The organism is Salinigranum halophilum (assembly GCF_007004735.1).
Lineage (GTDB): Archaea > Halobacteriota > Halobacteria > Halobacteriales > Haloferacaceae > Salinigranum > Salinigranum halophilum.
This window is the reverse complement of sequence record NZ_SSNL01000004.1, coordinates 517,486-538,086: the sequence shown is the minus strand read 5'-3', so window position 1 is coordinate 538,086 and position 20,601 is coordinate 517,486. Positions and strand designations below refer to the sequence as shown.

14 protein-coding genes are annotated in these 20,601 nt (G+C 68.3%); 9 read left to right on the top strand and 5 right to left on the bottom strand.

Translation table 11 applies throughout. The features are described 5' to 3' along the window. Nucleotides 1-21: 21 nt before the first annotated feature. Entirely contained in the window at nt 22-795 is a 774-nt protein-coding gene (locus tag E6N53_RS11285) for a glycosyltransferase family 2 protein (RefSeq protein ID WP_142859342.1), read from the bottom strand. A 236-nt stretch (nt 796-1,031) separates the two neighbouring features. On the opposite strand from E6N53_RS11285, the gene E6N53_RS11280 reads away from it, so the two are divergent. The 4 genes from E6N53_RS11280 (at nt 1,032) to E6N53_RS11265 (ending at nt 6,365) form a co-directional block, all read left to right on the top strand. Continuing rightward, nucleotides 1,032-2,063: a DUF1616 domain-containing protein gene (locus E6N53_RS11280; RefSeq protein WP_142859340.1), complete on the top strand. Its 1,032-nt coding sequence runs from the start codon at nt 1,032-1,034 to the stop codon at nt 2,061-2,063. A gap of 150 nt (nt 2,064-2,213) precedes the next feature. Continuing rightward, on the top strand, nt 2,214-3,632 hold the full coding sequence (locus tag E6N53_RS11275; protein ID WP_142859338.1) for a sulfatase: 1,419 nt from the start codon (nt 2,214-2,216) through the stop codon (nt 3,630-3,632). A gap of 139 nt (nt 3,633-3,771) precedes the next feature. Further along, complete coding sequence (locus E6N53_RS11270; RefSeq protein ID WP_142859335.1) at nt 3,772-4,890, top strand: glycosyltransferase; 1,119 nt, start codon at nt 3,772-3,774, stop codon at nt 4,888-4,890. Then, a complete protein-coding gene (locus E6N53_RS11265; RefSeq protein WP_142859333.1) occupies nt 4,887-6,365 on the top strand; it encodes a right-handed parallel beta-helix repeat-containing protein in 1,479 nt (492 codons plus the stop codon). The genes E6N53_RS11270 and E6N53_RS11265 overlap by 4 nt, the downstream gene beginning before the upstream one ends. A 14-nt stretch (nt 6,366-6,379) precedes the next feature. On the opposite strand, the gene E6N53_RS11260 is transcribed toward E6N53_RS11265, so the two are convergent. Further along, nucleotides 6,380-7,747, bottom strand: coding sequence for a sulfatase (locus E6N53_RS11260; RefSeq protein ID WP_142859330.1), 1,368 nt, complete (start codon nt 7,745-7,747; stop codon nt 6,380-6,382). A gap of 301 nt (nt 7,748-8,048) precedes the next feature. Between E6N53_RS11260 and E6N53_RS20730 the strand changes: the two genes are divergently transcribed. Together E6N53_RS20730 and E6N53_RS11250 are read left to right on the top strand one after the other, a co-directional pair. Then, nucleotides 8,049-11,087 (top strand): hypothetical protein, encoded by a 3,039-nt coding sequence (locus tag E6N53_RS20730; protein WP_161596545.1) that lies wholly within the window; start codon nt 8,049-8,051, stop codon nt 11,085-11,087. A gap of 229 nt (nt 11,088-11,316) precedes the next feature. Further along, nucleotides 11,317-13,086, top strand: coding sequence for an asparagine synthase-related protein (locus E6N53_RS11250; protein WP_142859328.1), 1,770 nt, complete (start codon nt 11,317-11,319; stop codon nt 13,084-13,086). A 24-nt stretch (nt 13,087-13,110) separates the two neighbouring features. Here E6N53_RS11250 and E6N53_RS11245 read toward each other — a convergent pair whose 3' ends face one another. The 3 genes from E6N53_RS11245 to E6N53_RS11235 all read right to left on the bottom strand — a co-directional run bounded on the left by E6N53_RS11245 (nt 13,111) and on the right by E6N53_RS11235 (nt 17,226). Next, nucleotides 13,111-14,049 (bottom strand): glycosyltransferase family 2 protein, encoded by a 939-nt coding sequence (locus E6N53_RS11245; RefSeq protein WP_142859325.1) that lies wholly within the window; start codon nt 14,047-14,049, stop codon nt 13,111-13,113. Nucleotides 14,050-14,149: 100 nt separating this feature from the next. Further along, complete coding sequence (locus E6N53_RS11240; RefSeq protein ID WP_142859323.1) at nt 14,150-15,346, bottom strand: WD40/YVTN/BNR-like repeat-containing protein; 1,197 nt, start codon at nt 15,344-15,346, stop codon at nt 14,150-14,152. Beyond that, nucleotides 15,346-17,226 (bottom strand): hypothetical protein, encoded by a 1,881-nt coding sequence (locus E6N53_RS11235; protein WP_142859320.1) that lies wholly within the window; start codon nt 17,224-17,226, stop codon nt 15,346-15,348. The genes E6N53_RS11240 and E6N53_RS11235 overlap by 1 nt, the downstream gene beginning before the upstream one ends. Nucleotides 17,227-17,610: 384 nt before the next feature. On the opposite strand from E6N53_RS11235, the gene E6N53_RS11230 reads away from it, so the two are divergent. From E6N53_RS11230 to E6N53_RS11220, 3 genes are all read left to right on the top strand, one after another. Continuing rightward, nucleotides 17,611-18,180: a metal-dependent hydrolase gene (locus E6N53_RS11230; RefSeq protein ID WP_142859318.1), complete on the top strand. Its 570-nt coding sequence runs from the start codon at nt 17,611-17,613 to the stop codon at nt 18,178-18,180. A gap of 160 nt (nt 18,181-18,340) precedes the next feature. After that, nucleotides 18,341-19,498 carry a glycosyltransferase family 2 protein gene (locus tag E6N53_RS11225; protein WP_142859316.1) on the top strand — a complete coding sequence of 386 codons (1,158 nt, stop codon included), beginning with the start codon at nt 18,341-18,343 and terminating at the stop codon, nt 19,496-19,498. A 53-nt stretch (nt 19,499-19,551) separates the two neighbouring features. After that, nucleotides 19,552-20,502, top strand: coding sequence for a polysaccharide deacetylase family protein (locus tag E6N53_RS11220; protein WP_201741123.1), 951 nt, complete (start codon nt 19,552-19,554; stop codon nt 20,500-20,502). Nucleotides 20,503-20,601 lie beyond the last annotated feature (99 nt).

Here is a 20,601-nt window from a genome sequence, read left to right as displayed (position 1 = left end):
CTGTATCGACCCCACGGCGACTCAGAAGAACGGGAGGTCGCGCCGTCGCCCACCGCCCGTCGACGCCGAGTCGAGCAGGCCACTGGTCCGACCGGCGACGCGAGCGACGGTGCGACCGGCACGGGCGACCGTGTGCGGGGCGGAGTAGCCCACGTACTTGAACGGGTCGAGGAGCAACCGCACCGTGTCGACCCACTGTTGCGAGCGCGGCCGGCCCACCCGGTCCCAGTAGTGTGGCGTCTGGCGTTCCATCCGGTAGGCCTTGCGCCAGAGGTCCACAATCGAGTCCGCGTAGGCGTGATACACCAACAGGTCGGGGTCGTAGTAGATGGGGTACTCGTGTAGGACGCGCTCGGCGAGTTCCTTCTCCTCGTGGCCCCACGTGATCTCCTCGTCCCACATCCCGACGTCCTCGAACACCTCCCGTCGCACCAGCATGTTACAGCCCCAGAACCGCGACACGTACTTCGCCGAGTCCGCCAGCGCGTAGTGGCCGGTGAACCGCTTCACCACGTCGTCGCGCGGGTGGACCACTCGCCCGGCGACCGCGGCCTCGCGGTCGAGCAGTTCAGCGGCCCGTTCGAGATACCCCTCCGCGGGGAGCGAGTCGTCGTCGAGAAACACCAGCTTGTCGCTCTCGGCGCGCTCGATGCCCTCGTTCCGCGCGGTGGTGGCGCGGTCGTCGTCGCGGACGATGACCTCGTAGTCGTCGAACGCCAGCCGTTCGAGTCGCCTGAGGCTCTCGATCTCGTCCTCGGGCTTCAGTGTCGGTATTATTACACTTAACTCCGTCATTGTGGGGCCGTGCGCGCCACGACGCGAGACGGCGGGTTAACTATGGACCGCTTATACCGTCGTCGGTCGGCGACGCTCACGAAGGCTGCGCGACCAGCCACGTCCCGTGAGCGCTCGTTACAGCGTCCATAACAAACGGGTTCGCTCCCCGTACGTCGGGTAACCGGATGACCCCACCTGCCCCGTCGTGTCACACGAGTGTCCCCGCGGCCGAGCGCCGTCGCGTGGGCCGATAGATGTCGTCGACGAACGCCACCGGTCCCGTGCCGTCGCCCCGAGCACCGATGGTCGTCGAAGCGGCCGTCGTTCTCTCGCTCGTCGCCCTGTTCGTCGTGAGCGTCTCGCTCTTCGAGCCGGGACTGCCGCGCGGCGTCGTCGCCGTGGTCGCGCTGTTGTTCCTCCCGGGGTACACGCTCACGACGGCGCTGTTTCCCGAGCGGACCCCCTCGGACGGAGCCGACGACGACGGGGACCCGGACGGCGATGCTCGTCGTCGCGGGCCCCCGGTCCACCGACTGACCAGTCCGGCGATAACCGACTGGGAGCGGTTCGTCCTCTCGTTCGGGCTGAGCGTCGCGCTCGTCCCGCCGATGGGGCTGTTGATGGCCGCCGCGGGAGTGCCGTTCACGACGCTCACGGTCGTGTTCGTGGTCGGCGGCGTCATCGTCGTGGGGCTGTTGTTCGGCGTCGTCCGCCGGGCGCGACTCGCGACGGACGAGCGGTACACGCTCCCGTCCGACCGACTCGCCCGGCGCGCCCAGTCGGCGTTCGCGGGCGACCGTGTCGAGGTGGCAGTGAACCTCCTCCTCGTCGTCGCCGCCGTCTCGACGCTGTTCGCCTTCACCTTCGCCGTGGTCGAGCCGGAGGTCGGGTCGACGTACACGCAGGCGTCGCTCCTCACGGAGAACGAGGCGGGCGAACTCGTCGCCGGCGGGTACCAGTCGACGTTCTCCGGCGGCGACTCGGGTGAGTACGTGCTCTCGCTCGAGAACCACGAGGGCGCGCGTGTCGAGTACTCGGTCGTCGTCGAACTCCAGCGACTCTCCGAAGCCGGCGACCCCGTCGAGACCAGCACGCTCAGGCGACTGGACGTCGCCGTCGCGGACGGTGAGACCCGGACCGTCCGCCACACGCTCCGACCCGACCGGTACGGCGACCGACTCCGACTCACCTACCTCGTCTATCGTGGCACCCCTCCAGAGGACCCAGGGACGGACTCGGCGTACCGGACCCTCACGCTCTGGGTCGAGGTCACGCCGCCGGAGTGACACCGTCGTGACTACTGCCGCAGCCGTCCCCGTCCGGGGGTCCTCGCGTCGGTCCCGACCGGGTAAACACCCGCTTAACCGAGGACGTGTCGCTGCGTCGTGTTTTATCGATGAATTATCTTTACCCGTGGACGTGGTTGGTCGCCCTGAATGACGGAGTCACGACCGAACGTCGTCTGGGTCACGCTCGAGAGCGTGCGGGCGGACCACACGTCCGTACACGGCTACGGGCGGGACACGACACCGAACCTCGAGCGCATCGCGGCCAGGGCGGACGGCGCGCGCTTCGGCAACTGTTTCTCGCAGTCCATCTGGACGCCGGCGTCGAGCGCCTCGATGCTGACCGGGACGCACCTGTTCCGCCACGGGGTCGGCCTCGACGGCAACGCCGAGGAGCCGTTGCGTTCGGACCTCCGCACGGTCCCCGAACTCCTCGGGGAGAACGGGTACTTCACCGCCTGTCTGTCCTCGAACCCGTATCTCAGCGCCGCGACCGGGCTCGACAGAGGGTTCGAGAAGTTCAGTTGGCTGAGCCTGAAACACCTGTACAAACACCGTGAGACGGTCCTACCGATGCTGGCGTACATCGCGCGACTGCGAACCTACGCCCACGGCTTCTCGCTGGAGGGCCACGAACACAACCTCACCTACGTGATGCAGCGGGTGCTCCAGCGGTGGGTGCAGTCGTTCGGTCGCGGGGACGACCCGTTCTTCCTCTACGTCCACTGCCCGAACCCCCACCTCCCCTACACGCCCCCCGAGAAGTACATCGACCGGTATCTCACCGACGACGAGTTCGCGCCCGAGGCGGCCCTCGACCTCTCGTTCGAACGCTACGGCTCACAGGAGCGAGTCATCGAGAATATCGCCGACGGTGCGGACTTCACCGACCGCGAGTGGCGGACCATCGAGGCGCTGTACGACGCCGAAATCGCCTACGCGGACGAACTCGTCGGCCGACTGTTCGACACCGTCGAGGCGCTGGACGGACGCGAGACGGTCTTCGTCGTCACCGGCGACCACGGCGACCTCTTCGGCGAACAGGGTCTCGTCGGACACAACCTCGTCCTCGACGACGGCCTGACGAACGTCCCGCTGGTGACCCACAACCTCGACACCGACGAGGTGGACACGGAGAGTCTCGTCCAGCACATCGACGTCACCCGGACGGTCGCCGCTCGCCTCGGCTGCGACCACGAACAGTTCCAGGGACGGCCCCTCTCCGAGACGCCGTACGACACCGTCATCTCCCAGCGCGGGGTCGCGCAGTTCGAGTCGTACCTCGACGTCGACCCCGGGTTCGACACCGACCGGTTCCACGCCGACCCCGTCTCGGCAGTCCGGACGGGCGAGTTCAAATACCTCGAGAGCGAGGCCCGGACCGAACTGTTCCGACTCCCCGACGAGACCGAGGACGTCGAAGCGCACTACCCACACACCGCCGCTCGCCTCCGGGCCGAACTCGGGCGCCGGATCGACAACCCCCACCCGACGGCCGGACCGAGCGCCGACGAGACCAACTTCACCCCCGAGATGCGCGAGCAACTGTCCGACCTGGGGTACATCTGAGCGACGACGGAGGTCAACCCGTGTATAACAATACCCTTCCGACCGCGACAGCACGCACAACTCCGATGACCGTAGCAGTCCCTCCACACCCTGTGCCGACCGACCGCTCCGGCGACGCCCACGGGCGGTGTCGGCCGCGATGAGCACCAACCCGACACCGACCGGCGAGGCCGACGAGGCCGACGAGGCCGACGAGACGGCCGTCCTGGCAGTGACGGGCTTCACCCGCAACCCCGACAAGTTCACACGGCACGTCGGCCCGCTCGTCGACCTCGTCTCGCACCTCTCGGTCGTCTCGCGGATGCGGTACGAGCGGCTCCCGGGCGTCACCTACCGGTACGTGCCGCGGGTCGGTCACAAACTGGTCGAACTCCTCGTCCAGTTCGTGTATGCCGCCTGGCTCGCGCGACGCGACGAGTACGACCTCGTCGTCTCCTTCTCGATGGTGCCCTACGGCCTGTTCGCCCTCGCGGTCGGTCGCCTCTCGGGGACGCCGGTCCATCTCGGCGTGATGGGCTCGGACATCGACGTCCACGCCGAGCGATGGTACGGCCCGCTCACGATTCGGCTGTTCCGAGCGTTCGACGTCGTCTCGGTGCCCGGTGAGGTGTATCGCGGCCGACTGATCCAGATGGGCGTCGACGAGGGTCGCGCGGTCGTTCTCGTGAACCCGGTCGACGTCGACGAGTACGAGCCCGCACCGACCGAGACCCCAACCGAGTACGACTACATCTGGGTCGGCCGGTTCAGTGCGGAGAAACAGCCGCTCGCGTTCGTCAGGGCGCTCGCCGCACTCGACGAGGAGCGGTCGTTCGAGGCGGTGATGCTCGGTGACGGCCCGCTCGAAGCGGAGGTCGACGCTGCCCTCGAGGCGGCCGGGATCGCCGACCGGGTCGACCGCCCGGGCTGGGTCGACGACCCCGTCGAGTACTACCAGTCGTCGTCGACGTTCGTCCTGACGTCCAGTCGCGACGCGCTCCCGCTCACGCTGGTCGAAGCGATGGCCTGTGGCCTGCCCTGTGTCGCACCACGCGTCGGTGCGATTCCCGAGGTGGTCGACCAGACCCGCGCCGGACGCGTCCTCGCCGACGCGGACGGCGAGGCGCTCGCCGCGGCGCTCGCGGCGCTGTCGGCCGACGCGGACGGACACGCCCGCCTGGCCGCGAACGCGACGTCGATCAGAGAGCGGTACTCGTACGACGGCGCGCGCCGGGACTGGCAGACCGTCGTCCGGACCGCCGACGGAGGCCAGGCATGAAGCGACGGACGTTCCTGCGCGCGGCGGCGGGTACCACCGCTGCCGGCCTGTTCGCCGGGTGCGGCGGCCGAAAGGCGGGGGACGTGTCGGCCGCGACGGGCACCGAGACGCCGGCGAGCCAGTCGACCGAGACACCGTCGCCGACGGCTGTCGACGAGCCGGTCGTCCCGGAGGAGGCGTTCGAGCGGACGCTCGATGCGGTGGCGGACCTCGGGATGGACCCGGACGGCGAGGAACCCATCGACGGCGCGCTCGAGGCCGCGCTCGAGCCGAAGACGCTTATCGAGTTCCCCCCGGGGCAGTATCTGGCGACGAAGTCGCACGTCCTGTTCGAGGTCGACACGTTCGGGATGCGCGGGCTGGGCGAGAGCCGACGCGACGTCGAGTTCGTCTTCCCCGAGGGCAACGAGGGGTCGGAGGACCCCGGCGACTACCTGATGTTCAACATCCGGGACGGCGAGAACGTCTTGCTGGACAACTTCACCGTCCAGCAGACACAGGACATGGTCACCGGTGTCGGGATGGTCGTCGCCCTCCGGGACGGCCTCTCGATCACCAACGTCGAGTGGGCCGGCTTCAACCCGGCCGAGGAACACGACCCCGGGAGCTGTCTCCGGGTTCGAATCACCGAGACCGACGGCCTCGGCGTCATCGACGGCTTCCACTGCCGCGGGGGCGGCATCGTAAAGAAGTACCCCGCGCGGAAAGGGGGGATCTACCTCGGGAGCGCCCACCGCGGCGAGATTCGCCTCCTCAACTCCGACATCCGGAACATGGGCTCGTCGGCGATGTACTTCACCCAGCACCGTGGCTGTGCGCGCATCGAGAACTGCTACTTCGAGAACAACGACAACACGAACATCCGCATCGACGGCGGCAGCCACCCCGAGAAGCAGAGTTGGGTCAAGAACTGCCAGGTCTTCCTCGACACGGAGAACGCGGCACGGGTGCCGGAGGGCGAACAGTATCTGAAGACGCGGGCCATCCTGTGTGAGTCCGGGGGCGAGAATCGCTCGTTCGGGGGCAACAACGGCGTCCTGTTCGACGACGTCGACGTTCACGTCCAGTCGATGCCGGTCAACTCCACCGCCGCGGCCATCGTGGCCGTCCGCGACAACCACGGCTCTGCGACGTTCAGACACCTCCAGGTGTTCACCAGGGCCGACGGCGTCGCCCCGTTCGTGGCCGAACAGGCCGACGAACGGCTGGCGAAGGAGCCGTACGACCTCACGCTCGAGGACGTCAACGTCGTGGGACCGGCCGACGTCGAGCACGCCATCACGGTCACCGGCCGGGACGAGTCCGTGGTACGGGACAGCTACCTCCACCTGTACGACCACGACCAGAACGGCATCCACCTGCAGGAGTGTAACGGCTGTGAGATTTCGGACACCCTGGTGAACGTCCCCGGCGAGCCCGTCGTGTTGACCCGGTCGAACCCGACGTCGGTCGACGTGCAGACGGGTGGCGAGTGACCGCGCGCGCTGGCCTAGAGGTATCCGAGGTCTTCGAGTTGGCCCTCGACACTTCGGCCGAGCGAGGACGGCGTCTCGGCCTCGTCCGTCGGCGGGGGGGCGAGCGTCGACACCCGCGCTTCGAACTGTTCCCGGAGGGTCCGCGTCACCTCCTCCTCCGGCGAGACGACGTGTTCGTCGGGGCCGCGGCCCCCGAGGACGTACTCCTCGCCGGCGGTGTTCCGGAGGTATCGGTGTGACTCACCGCTCACGGCCCGCCAGCGAGTCGTCTCCGCGCTCGTCTTACCCGTGTGGGGGATGAAGTCCTCTGTGAGCGCCGGCTCGTCGTCCGTCAGCGCCGCCGTCTCGTCGACGTCGGGGTGCGAGATGACGTCGTGAATCGCGGTGAGTTCGGTGGGCGCCGTCACGCGGCCGGCCTCCTCCTGCCCCGGCCACTTCACGAACAGCGGGACGTTGGTGTTGATGCTTCGCATGTAGTGGGTGAGACCCGCGTCGCGGTCGAAGTCGCCGAGGGTCTTGCCGTGGTCCGAACAGACGACGATCAGCGTGTCGTCGTAGGTCCCCGCCTCCCGGAGCGCGTCGAAGAGCACGCCGAGCTGTCGGTCCTGATACCGGAGGCAGGCGTCGTAGAACTCGAGCGTGCGGGCCCGCTGGGCCTCGCTCAGGTCGGTCCGCCGCATCGTGTACGCCAGCAGGTTCGTGTTGAGCAGCCGTGATTCGAGGAAGTTGGGCGGGTCGAGGTCGAGCCGACGGAAGGCCGAACTCGGCGGATAGTACGGGCTGTGTGCCTCCATCAGGTTCAGAAAGGCGAAGCTCGGCTCCGGCCGGGCCGCCTGCTGGGTCAGCCAGCGCGACGCTCGGTCGACGAGGGTGCTGGTGAAGAACGGGCGTTTGAGCAGGGCGAGCGGCTGGCGCGAGGCGTAACCGAGGAGTGTGTGCCCCCGCGAGTACAGCGCGTCACGAAGCCTGTTGGACGTCGTCTCGTCGTCGCGACTCACCTCGAGGTCCCACTCGACGAACGAGTTGAAGCCGCGCGACAGCCCCGAGAGCTGGCCGACCCAGGGGTTGTTCGAGAACCCGGCAGTCCGGTAGCCACGCTCTCGCAGCGTCTCCGCGGTGGTCTGCAGCGACCCCGGCAGTCCGATCGACCGGTCGGTGAACCCGTTCGTGACCCCGTGTTCGGACGGGGTGAGGCCGGTGAACATCGAGCAGTGAGAGGGGAGCGTCCACGGCGCGGGAGTGTACGCGTTCTCGAACCGCGTCGCCTCCGTCGCGAGCGACTCGAGTTCGGGTGTCGTCCGTCGGTGGTGGTCGTACGCGGAGACCCGGTCGCGCCGCATGGAGTCGAGGACGACGAACAGGACGTCCGGTTTCGTTCCCATACACGCCCTTCCAATCCGCGTCCCTTAGCTAGGAGCCGATTATCCGGTCGGGTGACGTGTTCGTCCGGCCATCGGCGACGGCGGACCCGTCACCGACTGGATGACATATTATCAGACATGACTGCTGATTGCTACGAATAAGAATTGGACAATCAACTTATTTTCAGAGTATATATTCTATGAGGAATAGGATAGTCCGCGACCAAGCGTTATTTTAGTTGATTATTTACTGATTCTAATTATCTTCACGGAGACCAAAGACGACATCGTTATATACGTTAATTAGAACTTAACGAGTGCAATGGCACGCGAACCAGCAAATCTGCGGAGCGAGAGCGGTGCGGACAGCGAACCGAACCGAGAGCGGGCGGCAGTCGGTCGGCGGCGGTTCCTCCAGGGAGTCACGGCCCTCGCCGGCGTCTCGACGCTGTCGTGGACCACGGACGCCGTCTCGACCGCGGCGGCGGCCTCGTCGACCCATCCCGTCCCCGACGTGCAGTTCGACAGGACGCTCAACGTCGTCGACGACCTCGGCGCGGACCCGACGGGGTCGACGCCGATCGACTCGATCCTCGACGACCACCTCGTCACGGGGACGAAACTAGAGTTCCCACCGGGGCAGTACCTCTGGACCCAGACGCAGGTCAAGAACGGCGAGGACCGGATCGGCATCGTCGGGCTCGGAGACGACAAGAACGACGTCGAGTTCGTCTTCCCGAAGGGCAACGCCGGCGCGAGCGACCCCGACCGGTTCTTCATGCTCATCAAACGGGGTGGAGAGGGCTTCGTGCTGCAGAACGTCACCGTCCAGCAGACGATGGACGAGGTGACGGGGGCCACCATGATCCTGCCGATGGACGACGGCCTGTACATCAAGGACGTCGAGTGGGCGGGGTTCCACCCACCGCTCGCCCACGCCGACGGGCGGTGTCTCGCCGCGCGGATCGAGACCACGGACGGCTACGGACTCATCGACGGCTTCGTCACGAAGGACGGGGGCGTCATCGGGTCGTACCCGGACCGCCGCGGCGGCGTCTTCCTCGGAGCGGACCACGAGGGCGAACTCCGTCTCGTCAACTCCGACATCCGGAACCTGGGCTCGTCGGCGATGTACTTCACCCAGCACGACGGGTGTACGCGCATCGAGAACTGCTACTTCGAGAACAACGACAACGTCAACATTCGCATCGACGGCGGCGACCACCCCGAGAAGGACAGCTGGGTCAAAAACTGCACCGTCGTCGTCGACGTGATGAACGCGACGGGCAAGCAAGTCCCCGGTGGTGACGCCTACGGCGGGGAGTACAACGGCTACGAGAACGCCCGCGCCATCCTCCACGAGTCCGGCGGGAGCAGGCGTCTCAACGGGGGGAACAGCGACGTCCTCGTCGAGAACGTCGACATCGTCTACAAGTCGGCACCACCGACGCAGCTCGTGACCGGCGTCCGACACAACCACGGGGGCGCGACCTACCGCGACGTCCGCATCTACACCGAACAGGACGACGTGCCGCCGTTCCGCGCCGAGCCGGTCGACCTCAGCGGCGGGAACAAGGTCAACGAGCCGCCGTACCGCGTCGTCCTCGACAACGTCAGCATCACCGGGACCGCGAACGTCGACTCGGCCGTCGAAATCGAGAAGCGGTCCGACTCGGTGCTCCGGAACTGCTGCATCCAGCTGTCCGAGAACGGACAGGACGGCGTGCGCATCGCTGATTCCGGCGGCTGTACCATCGAGAACACCAGCATCAACGTGCCCGGTGAGGCGACCGTCTTCGACAACGCGACGGTCGAGACCCGACAGGTCACGAACAGCGAGGTCTGCCCGCTCCCCGACAGCGACATCCCCGAACCGGTTCCCACCGCACCGTACGACGGCTCGCTCGAACTCGTCCGCGGCGGCACCGACGCCGTGGACTTCACCTTCGGCGTCGACGGCGACCTCGCGGCCGTGACCGACGGCGACTTCAGCTTCTCGAGCACCGCGGCGTCGGAACTCGTCCAGGGGACGCTGACCGACGCCGACCCCGTCGAGTTCAGCTTCTCGGGACGCCCCGTGGCGTTCGAACTCGACGGTGCCGCCGACGTCGTCCTGAACGGCGACCCCGTCGCCCCCGACGCCGTCGTCACCGACCTCTTCGAGGTCATCGCGCCGGCGGACACCGTCGTCCGGTACACGATGACCGTCGACGGGACGGTGACGCCCAAGACGGAGGGCGAGTACGTGGGTGGGGACTACGACGACGTCACCGAGGCCGACGGCCAGACCGTCGTCGACGGCGTGACTAGCAACGGCAACGGCGACGGCTGGTACGTCCAGGGGACGCTCGCGGACCTCACCCTCGACGCCGACGCGACGGTGCTGTTGAACGGCGAGGAGTACGCCGTGAGCGAACCGACGCCGGAACCCACCCCGGAGCCCACCCCCGAACCGACGCCGGAGCCCACACCCGAACCGACGGCGACGCCCGAGCCGACCCCGGAGCCGACGCCAGAACCGACGGCGACCCCCGAACCGACGCCGGAACCCACGCCGGAGCCCACACCCGAACCGACGCCGGTTCCCGAGGAATCGTTCACGCTGAAGTTCGCGGCGAAAGGCTCCAGCATCTTCCGCTACCAGCTTCTCGTCGACGGGACGGTCGAACCGGTGACGGAGGGGACCGCCGCTGGCGGCGACTTCGACGACGTCCTCTCGTTTGAGACCGGGACCGTCGTCGACGGCGTCACGAACAACACCGGTGACACGTGGACCGTCACCGGCGACGTCCTCGCGGCGAGCTTCAGCGGCGAGGGCGTGGCCTCGGTCGACGACAGCACGGTCGACCTCGCGAGCCTCGGCCTGCCGAACAGCCTCTCCATCGTGCCGACCGGTGAGACCGCCCGGTACGAGGTCACGGTCACGGACCGGATTGCGTCGCCTCCCTCCGTCGACGAGGCCCCGGTCGTCGGGGACAGCGTCCAGGGGACGGTCGCCGACAGCGGCGTCACCTACCGGTTCTCGGGCGACGTCTCGGCGTTCACTCTCGAGGGGTCGGCCGCGGTCTACTACAACGGCAAGCAGGTGGCCCCCGAGAGCCTCACGAGCGACGAGCCGACGGTGCTGGACAACCTCCTCCTCATCGACGGTTCGTCCGTGGACGGGTCGACGGAGTACCTGTTCGAGGTCTCCGGCTACGCCCAGAAGAGTCCGGACGTCGCCTCGGCGGAGGCCGCAGACGCCGTCGGCGACGGCGACATCGAGGGCGTCGTCGGGAGCGACGTCGACGCCTACCGGTTCTCGGGCGACCTGCTTCGCCTCGACGTCGACGGCGGTGCGAGCGTCGAGTTCAACAACTGAGCGACCGGGTCCGGGTGACGCGTTCGCGTCCCACCCGGTTTCGGTCACGACTCCCGGCGACGGGCGTGTGGGATGGTTCGCCTGCCGACACTGACCGCGCCCCGTGACTCGACTCCTCCACGCCGGCTCGCTTTCGGGCTGTCCGCCCCGTCACGACGACGGCCCTCGTTCGCGCGTCCGTATTATGTAGGTGATAACGAACACCGATGGACGAGTACCGGCAGATAGTATGCCAGGGCTGTTCGGCGGGACCGTCGGTCCCGATGAACTACGCACGATGGCCGACGAGACCTACGCGGGCGACGTCCACGAGACGGCGCGGTTCGCCCTCGATGGGCGCGCGCTCGGCCTCACCCACCACGGCGACGTCGACCCCGGCGGACACACGGTCGTCGACGAGGCCGACGTGCTCGGCCTCGTGTACGGGGCACTCACGCGGGTCCCGACGGACGACCTCCCCGACCTCGTCCGCGGCGTCCTCGAGTCGCCACAGGAGGTCCTGCCTCGCATCGACGGCCCGTTCTTGCTGGTCGTCGCAGACAGGACGTCGGACCGCCTCCTCGTCGCGACGGACAAGCGCGGCACGCGGGCGTGTTACTACGCCGAACCGGACGCGTCCGGGCTGGTCTTCGGCTCCGAACTGACCGCGCTCGTCCCGTTTCTCGACGATCCCTCGCTCGACGTCCGGGCCGTCGCCGACATGCTCTCGATGCTGTGCGTGTGGGGCGAACGGACACTCCTCGAGACGGTCCGAGCGCTCCGCCCGGCGAGCTACCTGTGGTACGACGGGAGCGAGGTCTCCGTCGAGTCGTACTGGACACCGACGTTCGGTGAGCGCACGGACGACGGCTACGTTCCCGACCTCGTCGACACCTACACCGAGGCCATCGAGGCGACGCTCGACACCGTCGAGGGTGCGCCCGGGCTCTGGCTGTCCGGCGGGTTGGACAGCAGAACCATGGCCGCCGGGATGTGCAAGGCACGAGACGACCTCGTCACCTACACGTACCGCCGCCCGATGGGGTACGACTCGGCTCACTTCGCGACGGACCGGACCCTCGCCGAACGGGTCGCCACCGCGTTGTCCGTCCCGAACGAACCGCTCGAGATCACCCCCGAGTCGCTCCATGAGCGGCTGGACGAGCTGGTCCGACTCACCGACGGGATGGTCGCCTGGCGGCCCCTCGCGAACGTCTCGGCCGTCTTCGAACTCGACCCGTCGGCCGTCGACGCCGTGTTCGAGGCCTCGGACCCGCTCATCGGCGCACACGTCACGCAGGACGCACTCTCGGGCGTGAGCCACCCGGCGGACGCACTCCACGAGATGCACGCCCGCCACCCCGACGGGCTGGTGAAGGCGCTTCTCACCCCCGAGGTGGAGCCGAAAGACACCTTCTTCGAGGAGGCGGTGCGGTGCCGCCGCGAGACGCGGGCGGAGACCATCCTCCACGCGACCAACACGAACTACTACTTCAAGAACCACTACCTCGGCAACAAGGTCGCCCGCGCCCGTGTCGGCACGCGGATGCCGCTCACCACCGAGCGGGTGCTCCGAGTGATGAACCAGGTCCCGCGGTCGGGTCGCCGTCGACGGGTGCCGTTCACGGCCGCGCTCGGAACCCCGGTCCTGTCGGTGCCGGCTCCGATGAAGCTCCAACTGCTCCGGGCACTCGACACCGACCTCTCGAAGATCAAGTACGAGGCGACGCAGTTGCCGCCGACGGCACCCCACGCGCTCCACACGGCGGCGTTCCTCTGCAAGGAGACGATCGACCGGGTCGGGACCCAGCCCACCGGGACCCGGTGGCTTCAGTCGGACGAGACGCTCCGCCGCTACGTCGACGACCTCCTCCTCGGCGCGGCCGACCGCGACCTGTTCGACGCGAGCACCATCCATCGCCTGCGGCACGAACAGTTCCACGAAGGCACCGACCGCACGCCGATTATCTCCGCCATCACGACCGTCGAACTGTTCGTCCGGATGGTGCTCGACGACTGACCAGAAACCGAGGCCGCGGGCGCGTCAGTGCAGTCGCCGGACGACGCCCTGCTTGACGCTGCGGGCCGTCTCGAGGCCCGACCGCCCGGCCACGGCGAAGCCGAAGAACAGGAGCGTCCGGGGCGCGAGCGGGTTCCACCGGAGCGAGGCAGCCAGGAGCCGGACCGCCTCACCGCGGTACCCGTTGCGGAGCGCGCTCTGTCCGAGCGACCGCGACAACAGCGCGAGGAACCGCCGTTCGGCCCAGCGACCCCGTTCGGCGACGTGGTCGCGGTGTTTCTCGAGGAAGAGCGGGTACGCGACGTCCCGTCGCGCCTCGTAGTCGTCGGTGATCTGGTCGTGGTCGCCGATTCGATGGACGACGAGCGCGTCGGGGATGGCGTGGAACGCCCCGTGTCGGGCGAGCCGGAACTGCCACTCCCAGTCCTGCCAGCAGGGGAATCGCTCGTCGGGGAGGCCGGCCGCCTCGACGACCGACGCCCGCACGGCGAACCGCGAGAACGACCCCGCCAGCTCCCCCGCGAGCAGGTCGTCGAGCGGGTCGTCACCGAACGAGGGGCGGATGACGCTCAACAGCTCGCCGTTCCCGTCGACGGATTCGACGCCCGTCGTCACGACGTTCGGTTCCGACGGGACCGTCTCGAACGCCCCGACGACCCGCTCGACGAACGTCGGCTTCCACACGTCGTCGTCGTCGAGGAAGGCGAGCACGTCGCCCTCGGCCGCGCGAATCCCGGTGTTCCGCGCGGCGTTCGCCCCGCGGTTCTCGTCGTGGCGGACGAATCGGAGCCGTCGCAGGTCGTCGCCGGCGGCGACGTCGAGTTCGGACTCGACGGGAACCGGCGAGTGGTCGTCGACGACGACGAGTTCGACCGGGTCGTGCGTCTGTGCCCGGACGCTCTCGATGGCGTCCGAGAGCAGGTCCGGCCGCCCGTACGTCGGGATGATGACGCTCACCAGCATGAGATAGTCGTGACACCCCTCGGTTCCCCCGCGTTCGGGTTGGTTAATCGGTCGTTTCTCGGGCCCGCGACCGGTGACCCCCCGATGGTCCGCCCCGACATCACGAGACGCACGTCCGGAGGTGGTCGACGGTGAGCGCGCGAACGTGGCCGTCGTCGCGGACCGTGTTGAACGGGTTGACGAGCACGCCGGCGTCGCCGGCCGCCGCGAGGAACACGTACGCGTTCGAACTCAGCGCCGAGAGCGGCGGGACCGACTCCGTGGGGGCGCGTCGTCGCCGGTAGGTCGCCACCTCGTGCCAGTCGGTGTAGTCGCTCCGAGCGGTCGCCACGACGACCCGCGCCCGGTCGGTCACCGACGTCTCCGCGTCCGGGTTGGTGCTGTCGGTCCCCGACTCCGCGGCCGTCGAGAAGAGGACCCAGCGGGTGTCGTCGTGCGTGAACGCCGCGCTGTAGTACACGGAGTCTGCGAGCGTGTGGACGACCGTCGGGTCGGGGTCACCGTCGCTGTCTCCGTCGAGTGCCGCCCGGTCTAGCCTGAAGAGGTGGTTCTCGGTGGCGTAGCCGCAGTCCATCCCCCAGAGGACCGCCGTCGGGGTGAAGGCGAGTTCGACGGCCCGCCATCGCTGTGAGCCACCGCCGACCCGGTCGACCCTCCCGTCGCGGAGGCGACCGAGTCGGCTCTCGTCGTCTCGGTCGCCCGTCGTCACCCAGACGTCCCCGGTGTAGGGGTCGCGCTGGACGGCGTGGACGTGTCTGGCCCACGGGAGCGCCGCCGCGGTGGACCACGAGCGGCCGGCGTCGGTGGAGACGAGGATACGGGGAGTCACGTCGTCGTCGAACGGGTACTCCCCGAGGTAGATGCGGTCGCCGTCGACACACAGCGCCGACGGGAGGACACCCATCGGGCTCGCCGAAGCCGGGAGGTCCGTGCGGTGTCGCCAGGTCCGGCCGTCGTCGTGCGACGTGAAGAGGCCGGTCCCGACGGTGGCGACGAGGGTCCGGTCGTCGACGCGGAAGACGTTCGTCTTCGTGAACCGGCCGACGACGCGTCCGAGTGCGGGTTTCCACCGCCGCGACGTCTCGAGCGCGTAGCGCAGGCGGTCGACCCCCGCCCGGGGGTTCGGGAGGCGTCCGACGCGGCGAAACGCCGACTGGACGGTGTGGTCTGCCCGCAGCGGTGCCCGGTAGAGCGTTCGCCCGCGGGTCGCGTCGATGCGAGTCCCGTCCGTCCCGTGCAGTCGGAGCGGTGAGGTACTGCCGCCGGCTGCCGCCGCGACCTGTGTCTGGCGGCGCATCACCGCACTCCTGTGGCCGTGGCCGGCGGACGGAGCCGTTCGTTCGGCTGCGGGTCGAGTTCGCCCGGCTCCGCCCCCTCGACGTAGTAGAGTTCGACCGCGCCGTTCGATTTGACCTGATGGACGTCGGGCGTCGTCTGGATCCGTTCGAAGGTGGCCCGGTCGAACCGGAACCCGCGGTACGCGACCAGTTCCCGCTCGCGGTCTAGCCGGGTCACGACGAGGTAGTGGTCCGCCTGGAGTTTCGGCTGTAACTCGTCTTCCACGTCGGTCCCCCAGTACCCCGGGCCCATGATGTCCCGCGGGACCCGCGAGAAGTTGTGGTCGACCTCCCAGTACCGCAGCGGTGCCCGCCGGATACCGGTGACCACGAGGTCGTCCTGGCGGTGTTCGAAGACCGACCCGTACCCGTCCAACTGGGCCTCCGTCGCGTGCTGGTTGTATTTGAAGATGTACGGCGACGGGAAGACGGTGACGAGCGACACGGCGATGACCACCACCACCAGGACGACGACGGCCGGTCGGAGGTCGACCGGGAGGTCCGGCCCGTCGACGTCACGGAGCAGGAGATACAGCGACACCGCGCCCATGAGCGCCGCGACGGTCAACCCGAAGCCGACGTGTCGGAAGAAGTAGTGAGAGGTGTCGTCGAGGAACACCAGGAAGAAAAACGGCGACAGCGCGAGGCCGCTGAAGCCGAAGTAGACGACGAACAGCCGGACGTCGTCGGAGCGGCGGCGCCAGAGGACGCTCAGGAGCACTCCCGCCGACACGAGGACGTACGCCGCGCCGACGGAGTATATCTTCCAGAACAGCTCGGTGAGGCTCGTCCCGAGCGACTGCGTCGACTGCTGTCTGTCGCCGACGATCTCGCCCGCCTGTGTCTCCTGGGCGAACAGGGTCTGGTAGTTGTCGCCGAGCTGTTCGAAGTGGTCGAAGAACGCCTGGTGGCTCGTGCTCCAGAGGAAGAAGACGGCGGCGACGACCAGCACGTGGACGTAGATGTGTCTCGTGTCGATGCCGCGGACCTGTCTGCGTCGGTGCCAGAACTGGACCGTCGCGATGGCCGCCAGGACGATGATGACGTTGACCGCCACCTGGGGGTGGAAGAACACGACGGCCTGGCCGGCGAGCACCACCACCACACCGTGAGCCGACCAGAGCGACGACGCCCCGTCAGAGGTGATGTGCCGAAGCACTGCGTACGCCACCATCGGGAAGAACAGCATCGCCATCGAGTACGGGTGAAAGAACAGCACCGTGTTGACGTTCGTGATGGGGAAGAACAGCACCGCCGACAGCACGCCGACTGCGAGCGCCCGGCGGTCCTGCGTGTAGGTGTACGTCGCCATCGGCGTGAACACGAGGAAGGTGAGGGCGAAGACGAACACGACGAAGACCATCGCCCGCCGGAGCGACCAGCCGACAGCGTGGGAGAGGAAGATGCTGAACGTGTGTGTGCCGGGGTAGACGAGGTCGACGAACTGCATGCTGCCGGCGTTCATCGCACGGGTCCACGCGAGGTGGACCAGCGAGTCGGCCGTCCCGTAGAAGTAGTAGCCACGGAGCAACGGCATCGCCGCGACGGTGGCCGCAGCGGCGATGGCGAGGACCGCAGCGACGGAGCCGAGGCGGGTCCGGTCCCGATACACCCAGACGCTCACCGCACAGGCGAAGCCGACGCCGAGGGCGACCCAGACCGCGAGCGGTGTCGCCGCGTAGAGGTCGACCTCGTAGCGAGCGGCGGGGTTCAGATACGCGAGGACGAGCGCGACTGTCGTGGCGAAGAAGCCGACTGCGAGGACGAGTTTGAGCGCGACCCGACGGCGGTCCTCGCCCATCGTTACCGGCCGGCCGCCGCTCGATTCCTGGCCGCTCATGTTGCTGTGGCCGTAGTTGACAACCGTTCGGGTTAGTTAATGAGGACATAGTGGCCGCCGACCGCACGAACCGCCGTGCGTGCGCGCTCGACGCACCGTCCGTGGCCCGCCCGACTTCGCCGTTCGTGGGTTCGCTCGTCCGCTCGCGGCCGCGAACGGACGCGCGGGACCACTCTCGTCGTGCGTTCGGCCACTCCTCGGCGCGGTCGAGCGACCCCGACGACCGACGTGGCCGTCGCGTTAACAGCGGATTAGTGAAGTGGACCACCCACCGACGTACGGACCAGTTGGTCACGTGGCTCCCCTCAGCGCCGCCCGCGCCCGCCGACTCGCCCGCACGACGAGACGTCTCGGCGACGTGACCGCAGGAGCGTCGGTCTGAGTATGTGGCCCTGGGAACACCTCGCGATTGGCTACCTCGCGTTCTCCGTGCTCGTCCACCTCACGCTGCGCCGACCGCCCACGGGAGCGGAGTGTCTCCTCGTCGCCCTCGGGACGCAGTTTCCGGACCTGGTCGACAAGCCGCTCGCGTGGGTCTTCGCCGTTCTGAGCTCCGGGACGTCGATGGCTCACTCGCTTTTCGTGGCCGTCCCCCTCTCCGTCTTCGTCCTCGTCGCCGCCCGCCGGTACGGGTGGACGGCCGCTGCCGCCGCGTTCGTCGTCGGCTATCTGCTCCACCTCCCGGGCGACATCCTCTACGGGCCGCTCCTGCTCGGCCGAGACGTCTCGGTCGACGCGCTGCTCTGGCCGTTCGTCCGCCCACCCGAGACCGTGACGCGGTCTGTCGAACTGTTCGGGCGAATCGAGGGGTACGTGACGCTGTATCGGGCCGCAGTCGCGCGGCCGGAGGCGACCGCGTACCTGCTGTTCGAGGCGACGCTGCTCGGCGGGGCCGTCGTCCGCTGGGTCGCCGACGGACGCCCGTTCCCGACGCTTCGTCCCGGCCGCCAGTGACGGTCACGTCGGTATCGCTCCCGGTCGCCTCTCCGGTTCTCCCGGCCCGAGCCCGTATACACGGCGCATAACGATGATGGGGCGGACACATGATTCGGACAGCCAGATGGTCGAGACCACAACGCACACCGCGTGCCGGGACCCGACGGACTGACCCATCATGTACCGGAACAGTAGCGTGGCGGTGGTGGTACCAGCGTACAACGAGGCGTCGTTCATCGCGGACGTGCTCAGAGACGTCCCCGAGTACGTCGACCGCATCTACGCCGTCGACGACTGCTCGACCGACGATACGCGGCGGGAGATCGAGCGGACGGCCGCCGACCTGAACGCACGGACCGGTGGGAGCTTCGACCGCGTCGTCGCCCTCGCGCACGAGGAGAACCGCGGCGTCGGCGGGGCGATCAAGACCGGCTACGAGCGGGCGCGCGACGACGACGTCGACGTGACGGCGGTCATGGCCGGCGACGGCCAGATGGACCCCGACGAACTCGAGCGGTTCCTCGACCCCATCATCGACGGTCGGGCCGACTACACCAAAGGGAACCGACTGTGGCGGCGCGACCACTGGGAGTCGATGTCCGGCTGGCGGCAGTTCGGCAACCGCCTCCTCACGCTCTTGACCCGCATCGCGAGCGGCTACTGGGAGATGTCCGACCCGCAGAACGGGTACACGGCGATCTCGAAACACGCCCTGGAGACGGTCCCCCTCGAGGACCTCTACGAGGACTACGGCTTCGCCAACGACCTCCTCGTCCACCTCAACGTGAACGACCTCCGCATCGCCGACGTGCCGCACGAGGCGGTCTACGGTGACGAGGAGAGTGACATCGCGTACGCCTCGTTCGTCCCACAGCTGTCGGTGTTGCTCCTCCGCGACTTCTGCTGGCGGCTGAAGACGAACTACCTCGTGTTGAACTTCCACCCGACGGTCCTCTGTTACGTGCTCGGCGTCGTCGGTACGGTGTCGTCCGCGGCCAGGGCGCTCGCGACGTTCCGTCCGGGTCGCGAGTCCGTCACACGTTCGGGGGCGCACTCCGAGCGGTTCCTCTCGTTCGCCGTCTTCCTGCTTGGGTCGCTGTTCCTCGTGCTGGCGCTCGTGTTCGATATGGAGCAAAACGAGGACCTAGTCGTACGGACCGACGGGAGCGTCCGGTCCGACGACCGCTCCGAGGACCAACACACCTCCGGGGATACGCACGAACGCGCACCCGAGCGTGGGCGCGAGAACGCGACCGAGCGCGTGGACGACGATCCGTTCCTCGGCCGCGAGCACGGCCCGACGGACGCCAGCGGACGGCACGGCGGCGGGCGATGACTCGCCGTGCCGGCCGGCCGACGCCGCGGCCCGTTCGGGGACGGTGACCACCGATGCACGCCGACGTGGACGGCTCGTTCGCGCTCTGTCTGACCCACGACGTCGACCGGCCGTACAAGACGTATCAGGCGCTGTACGACGCGCTGCGTGAGCGCTCGCTCCGCCCGCTTCGCGCGTTCGCCCCGCGGACCAACCCCTTCTGGCAGTTCGACGATATCACGGCGCTCGAATCGGACCTCGGTGTCCGGTCGGCCTTCTACCTCCTCAACGAGCCGAGCCTGTTCCGCCAGCCGTGGCGCGCGTGGACCGAGCCGACTCACTGGCTCGAACACCTCGGACGGTACGACGTGACCGCCGACGACATCCGCGCGCTCGTCGACAGACTCGAGGCGGGGGGCTGGGAGGTCGGACTGCACGGGTCGTACCACTCTCCGGGCGACCCCGGACGCCTCGGACGGGAGAAACGCGTGCTCGAGTCGATGACCGACCGACCCGTCGTCGGCGGGCGACAGCACCACCTCCGGCTCGGCGCGGACTCCTGGCACCACCACCGAGCCATCGGGCTCCGGTACGACGCGAGCCTCGGATCGAGCAGTTCGTACGGGTTCCGATGGGGGTATCGCCCGCGCCGCCCGTTCGACGACGACTTCGTCGTCTTCCCGCTGACCGCGATGGAGGTCGCCCTCCCCGACCCCGGGGAACGGTTCGTCGACGCGTGGGAGGCGTGTCGTGACTTGCTCGTCGAGGCCGCCCGGAACGACGCGGTGATGACCGTCCTCTGGCACCCGCGATACTTCAACGAACGGGAGTTCCCGGGGTATCGGCGGCTGTACCGCCGTCTCGTCGAACACGCGCTGGAACTGGGTGCGTGGGTCGGCCCACCGAGGGCCCTCTACGAGCGACTCGACTACGACCGCGGCACCGACCCCATCACGAGCGACCCGACGGCAGTCGATGGGTTCGAGCGTGGCGTCGAGTCGAGCGAGCGGCCCACCTCGCACTGACCGCTCGCGACCGCTCGCTTCGAATAAGCTCGTGTTTATCCGGGGCACTCGCGGGTGACGCCCGCTGGTCATCCTCTCCGCACGACGGGACCACACGGC

Coding starts and splice junctions, on each gene's coding strand:
- E6N53_RS11280 (WP_142859340.1), top strand. CDS start 1,032: ATGTCGTCGACGAACGCCACCGGTCCCGTGCCGTCGCCCCGAGCACCG.
- E6N53_RS11220 (WP_201741123.1), top strand. CDS start 19,552: ATGCACGCCGACGTGGACGGCTCGTTCGCGCTCTGTCTGACCCACGAC.
- E6N53_RS11235 (WP_142859320.1), bottom strand. CDS start 17,226: ATGAGCGGCCAGGAATCGAGCGGCGGCCGGCCGGTAACGATGGGCGAG.
- E6N53_RS11265 (WP_142859333.1), top strand. CDS start 4,887: ATGAAGCGACGGACGTTCCTGCGCGCGGCGGCGGGTACCACCGCTGCC.
- E6N53_RS11225 (WP_142859316.1), top strand. CDS start 18,341: ATGTACCGGAACAGTAGCGTGGCGGTGGTGGTACCAGCGTACAACGAG.
- E6N53_RS11250 (WP_142859328.1), top strand. CDS start 11,317: ATGCCAGGGCTGTTCGGCGGGACCGTCGGTCCCGATGAACTACGCACG.
- E6N53_RS11270 (WP_142859335.1), top strand. CDS start 3,772: ATGAGCACCAACCCGACACCGACCGGCGAGGCCGACGAGGCCGACGAG.
- E6N53_RS11285 (WP_142859342.1), bottom strand. CDS start 795: ATGACGGAGTTAAGTGTAATAATACCGACACTGAAGCCCGAGGACGAG.
- E6N53_RS11240 (WP_142859323.1), bottom strand. CDS start 15,346: ATGCGCCGCCAGACACAGGTCGCGGCGGCAGCCGGCGGCAGTACCTCA.
- E6N53_RS11245 (WP_142859325.1), bottom strand. CDS start 14,049: ATGCTGGTGAGCGTCATCATCCCGACGTACGGGCGGCCGGACCTGCTC.
- E6N53_RS11260 (WP_142859330.1), bottom strand. CDS start 7,747: ATGGGAACGAAACCGGACGTCCTGTTCGTCGTCCTCGACTCCATGCGG.
- E6N53_RS11230 (WP_142859318.1), top strand. CDS start 17,611: ATGTGGCCCTGGGAACACCTCGCGATTGGCTACCTCGCGTTCTCCGTG.
- E6N53_RS11275 (WP_142859338.1), top strand. CDS start 2,214: ATGACGGAGTCACGACCGAACGTCGTCTGGGTCACGCTCGAGAGCGTG.
- E6N53_RS20730 (WP_161596545.1), top strand. CDS start 8,049: ATGGCACGCGAACCAGCAAATCTGCGGAGCGAGAGCGGTGCGGACAGC.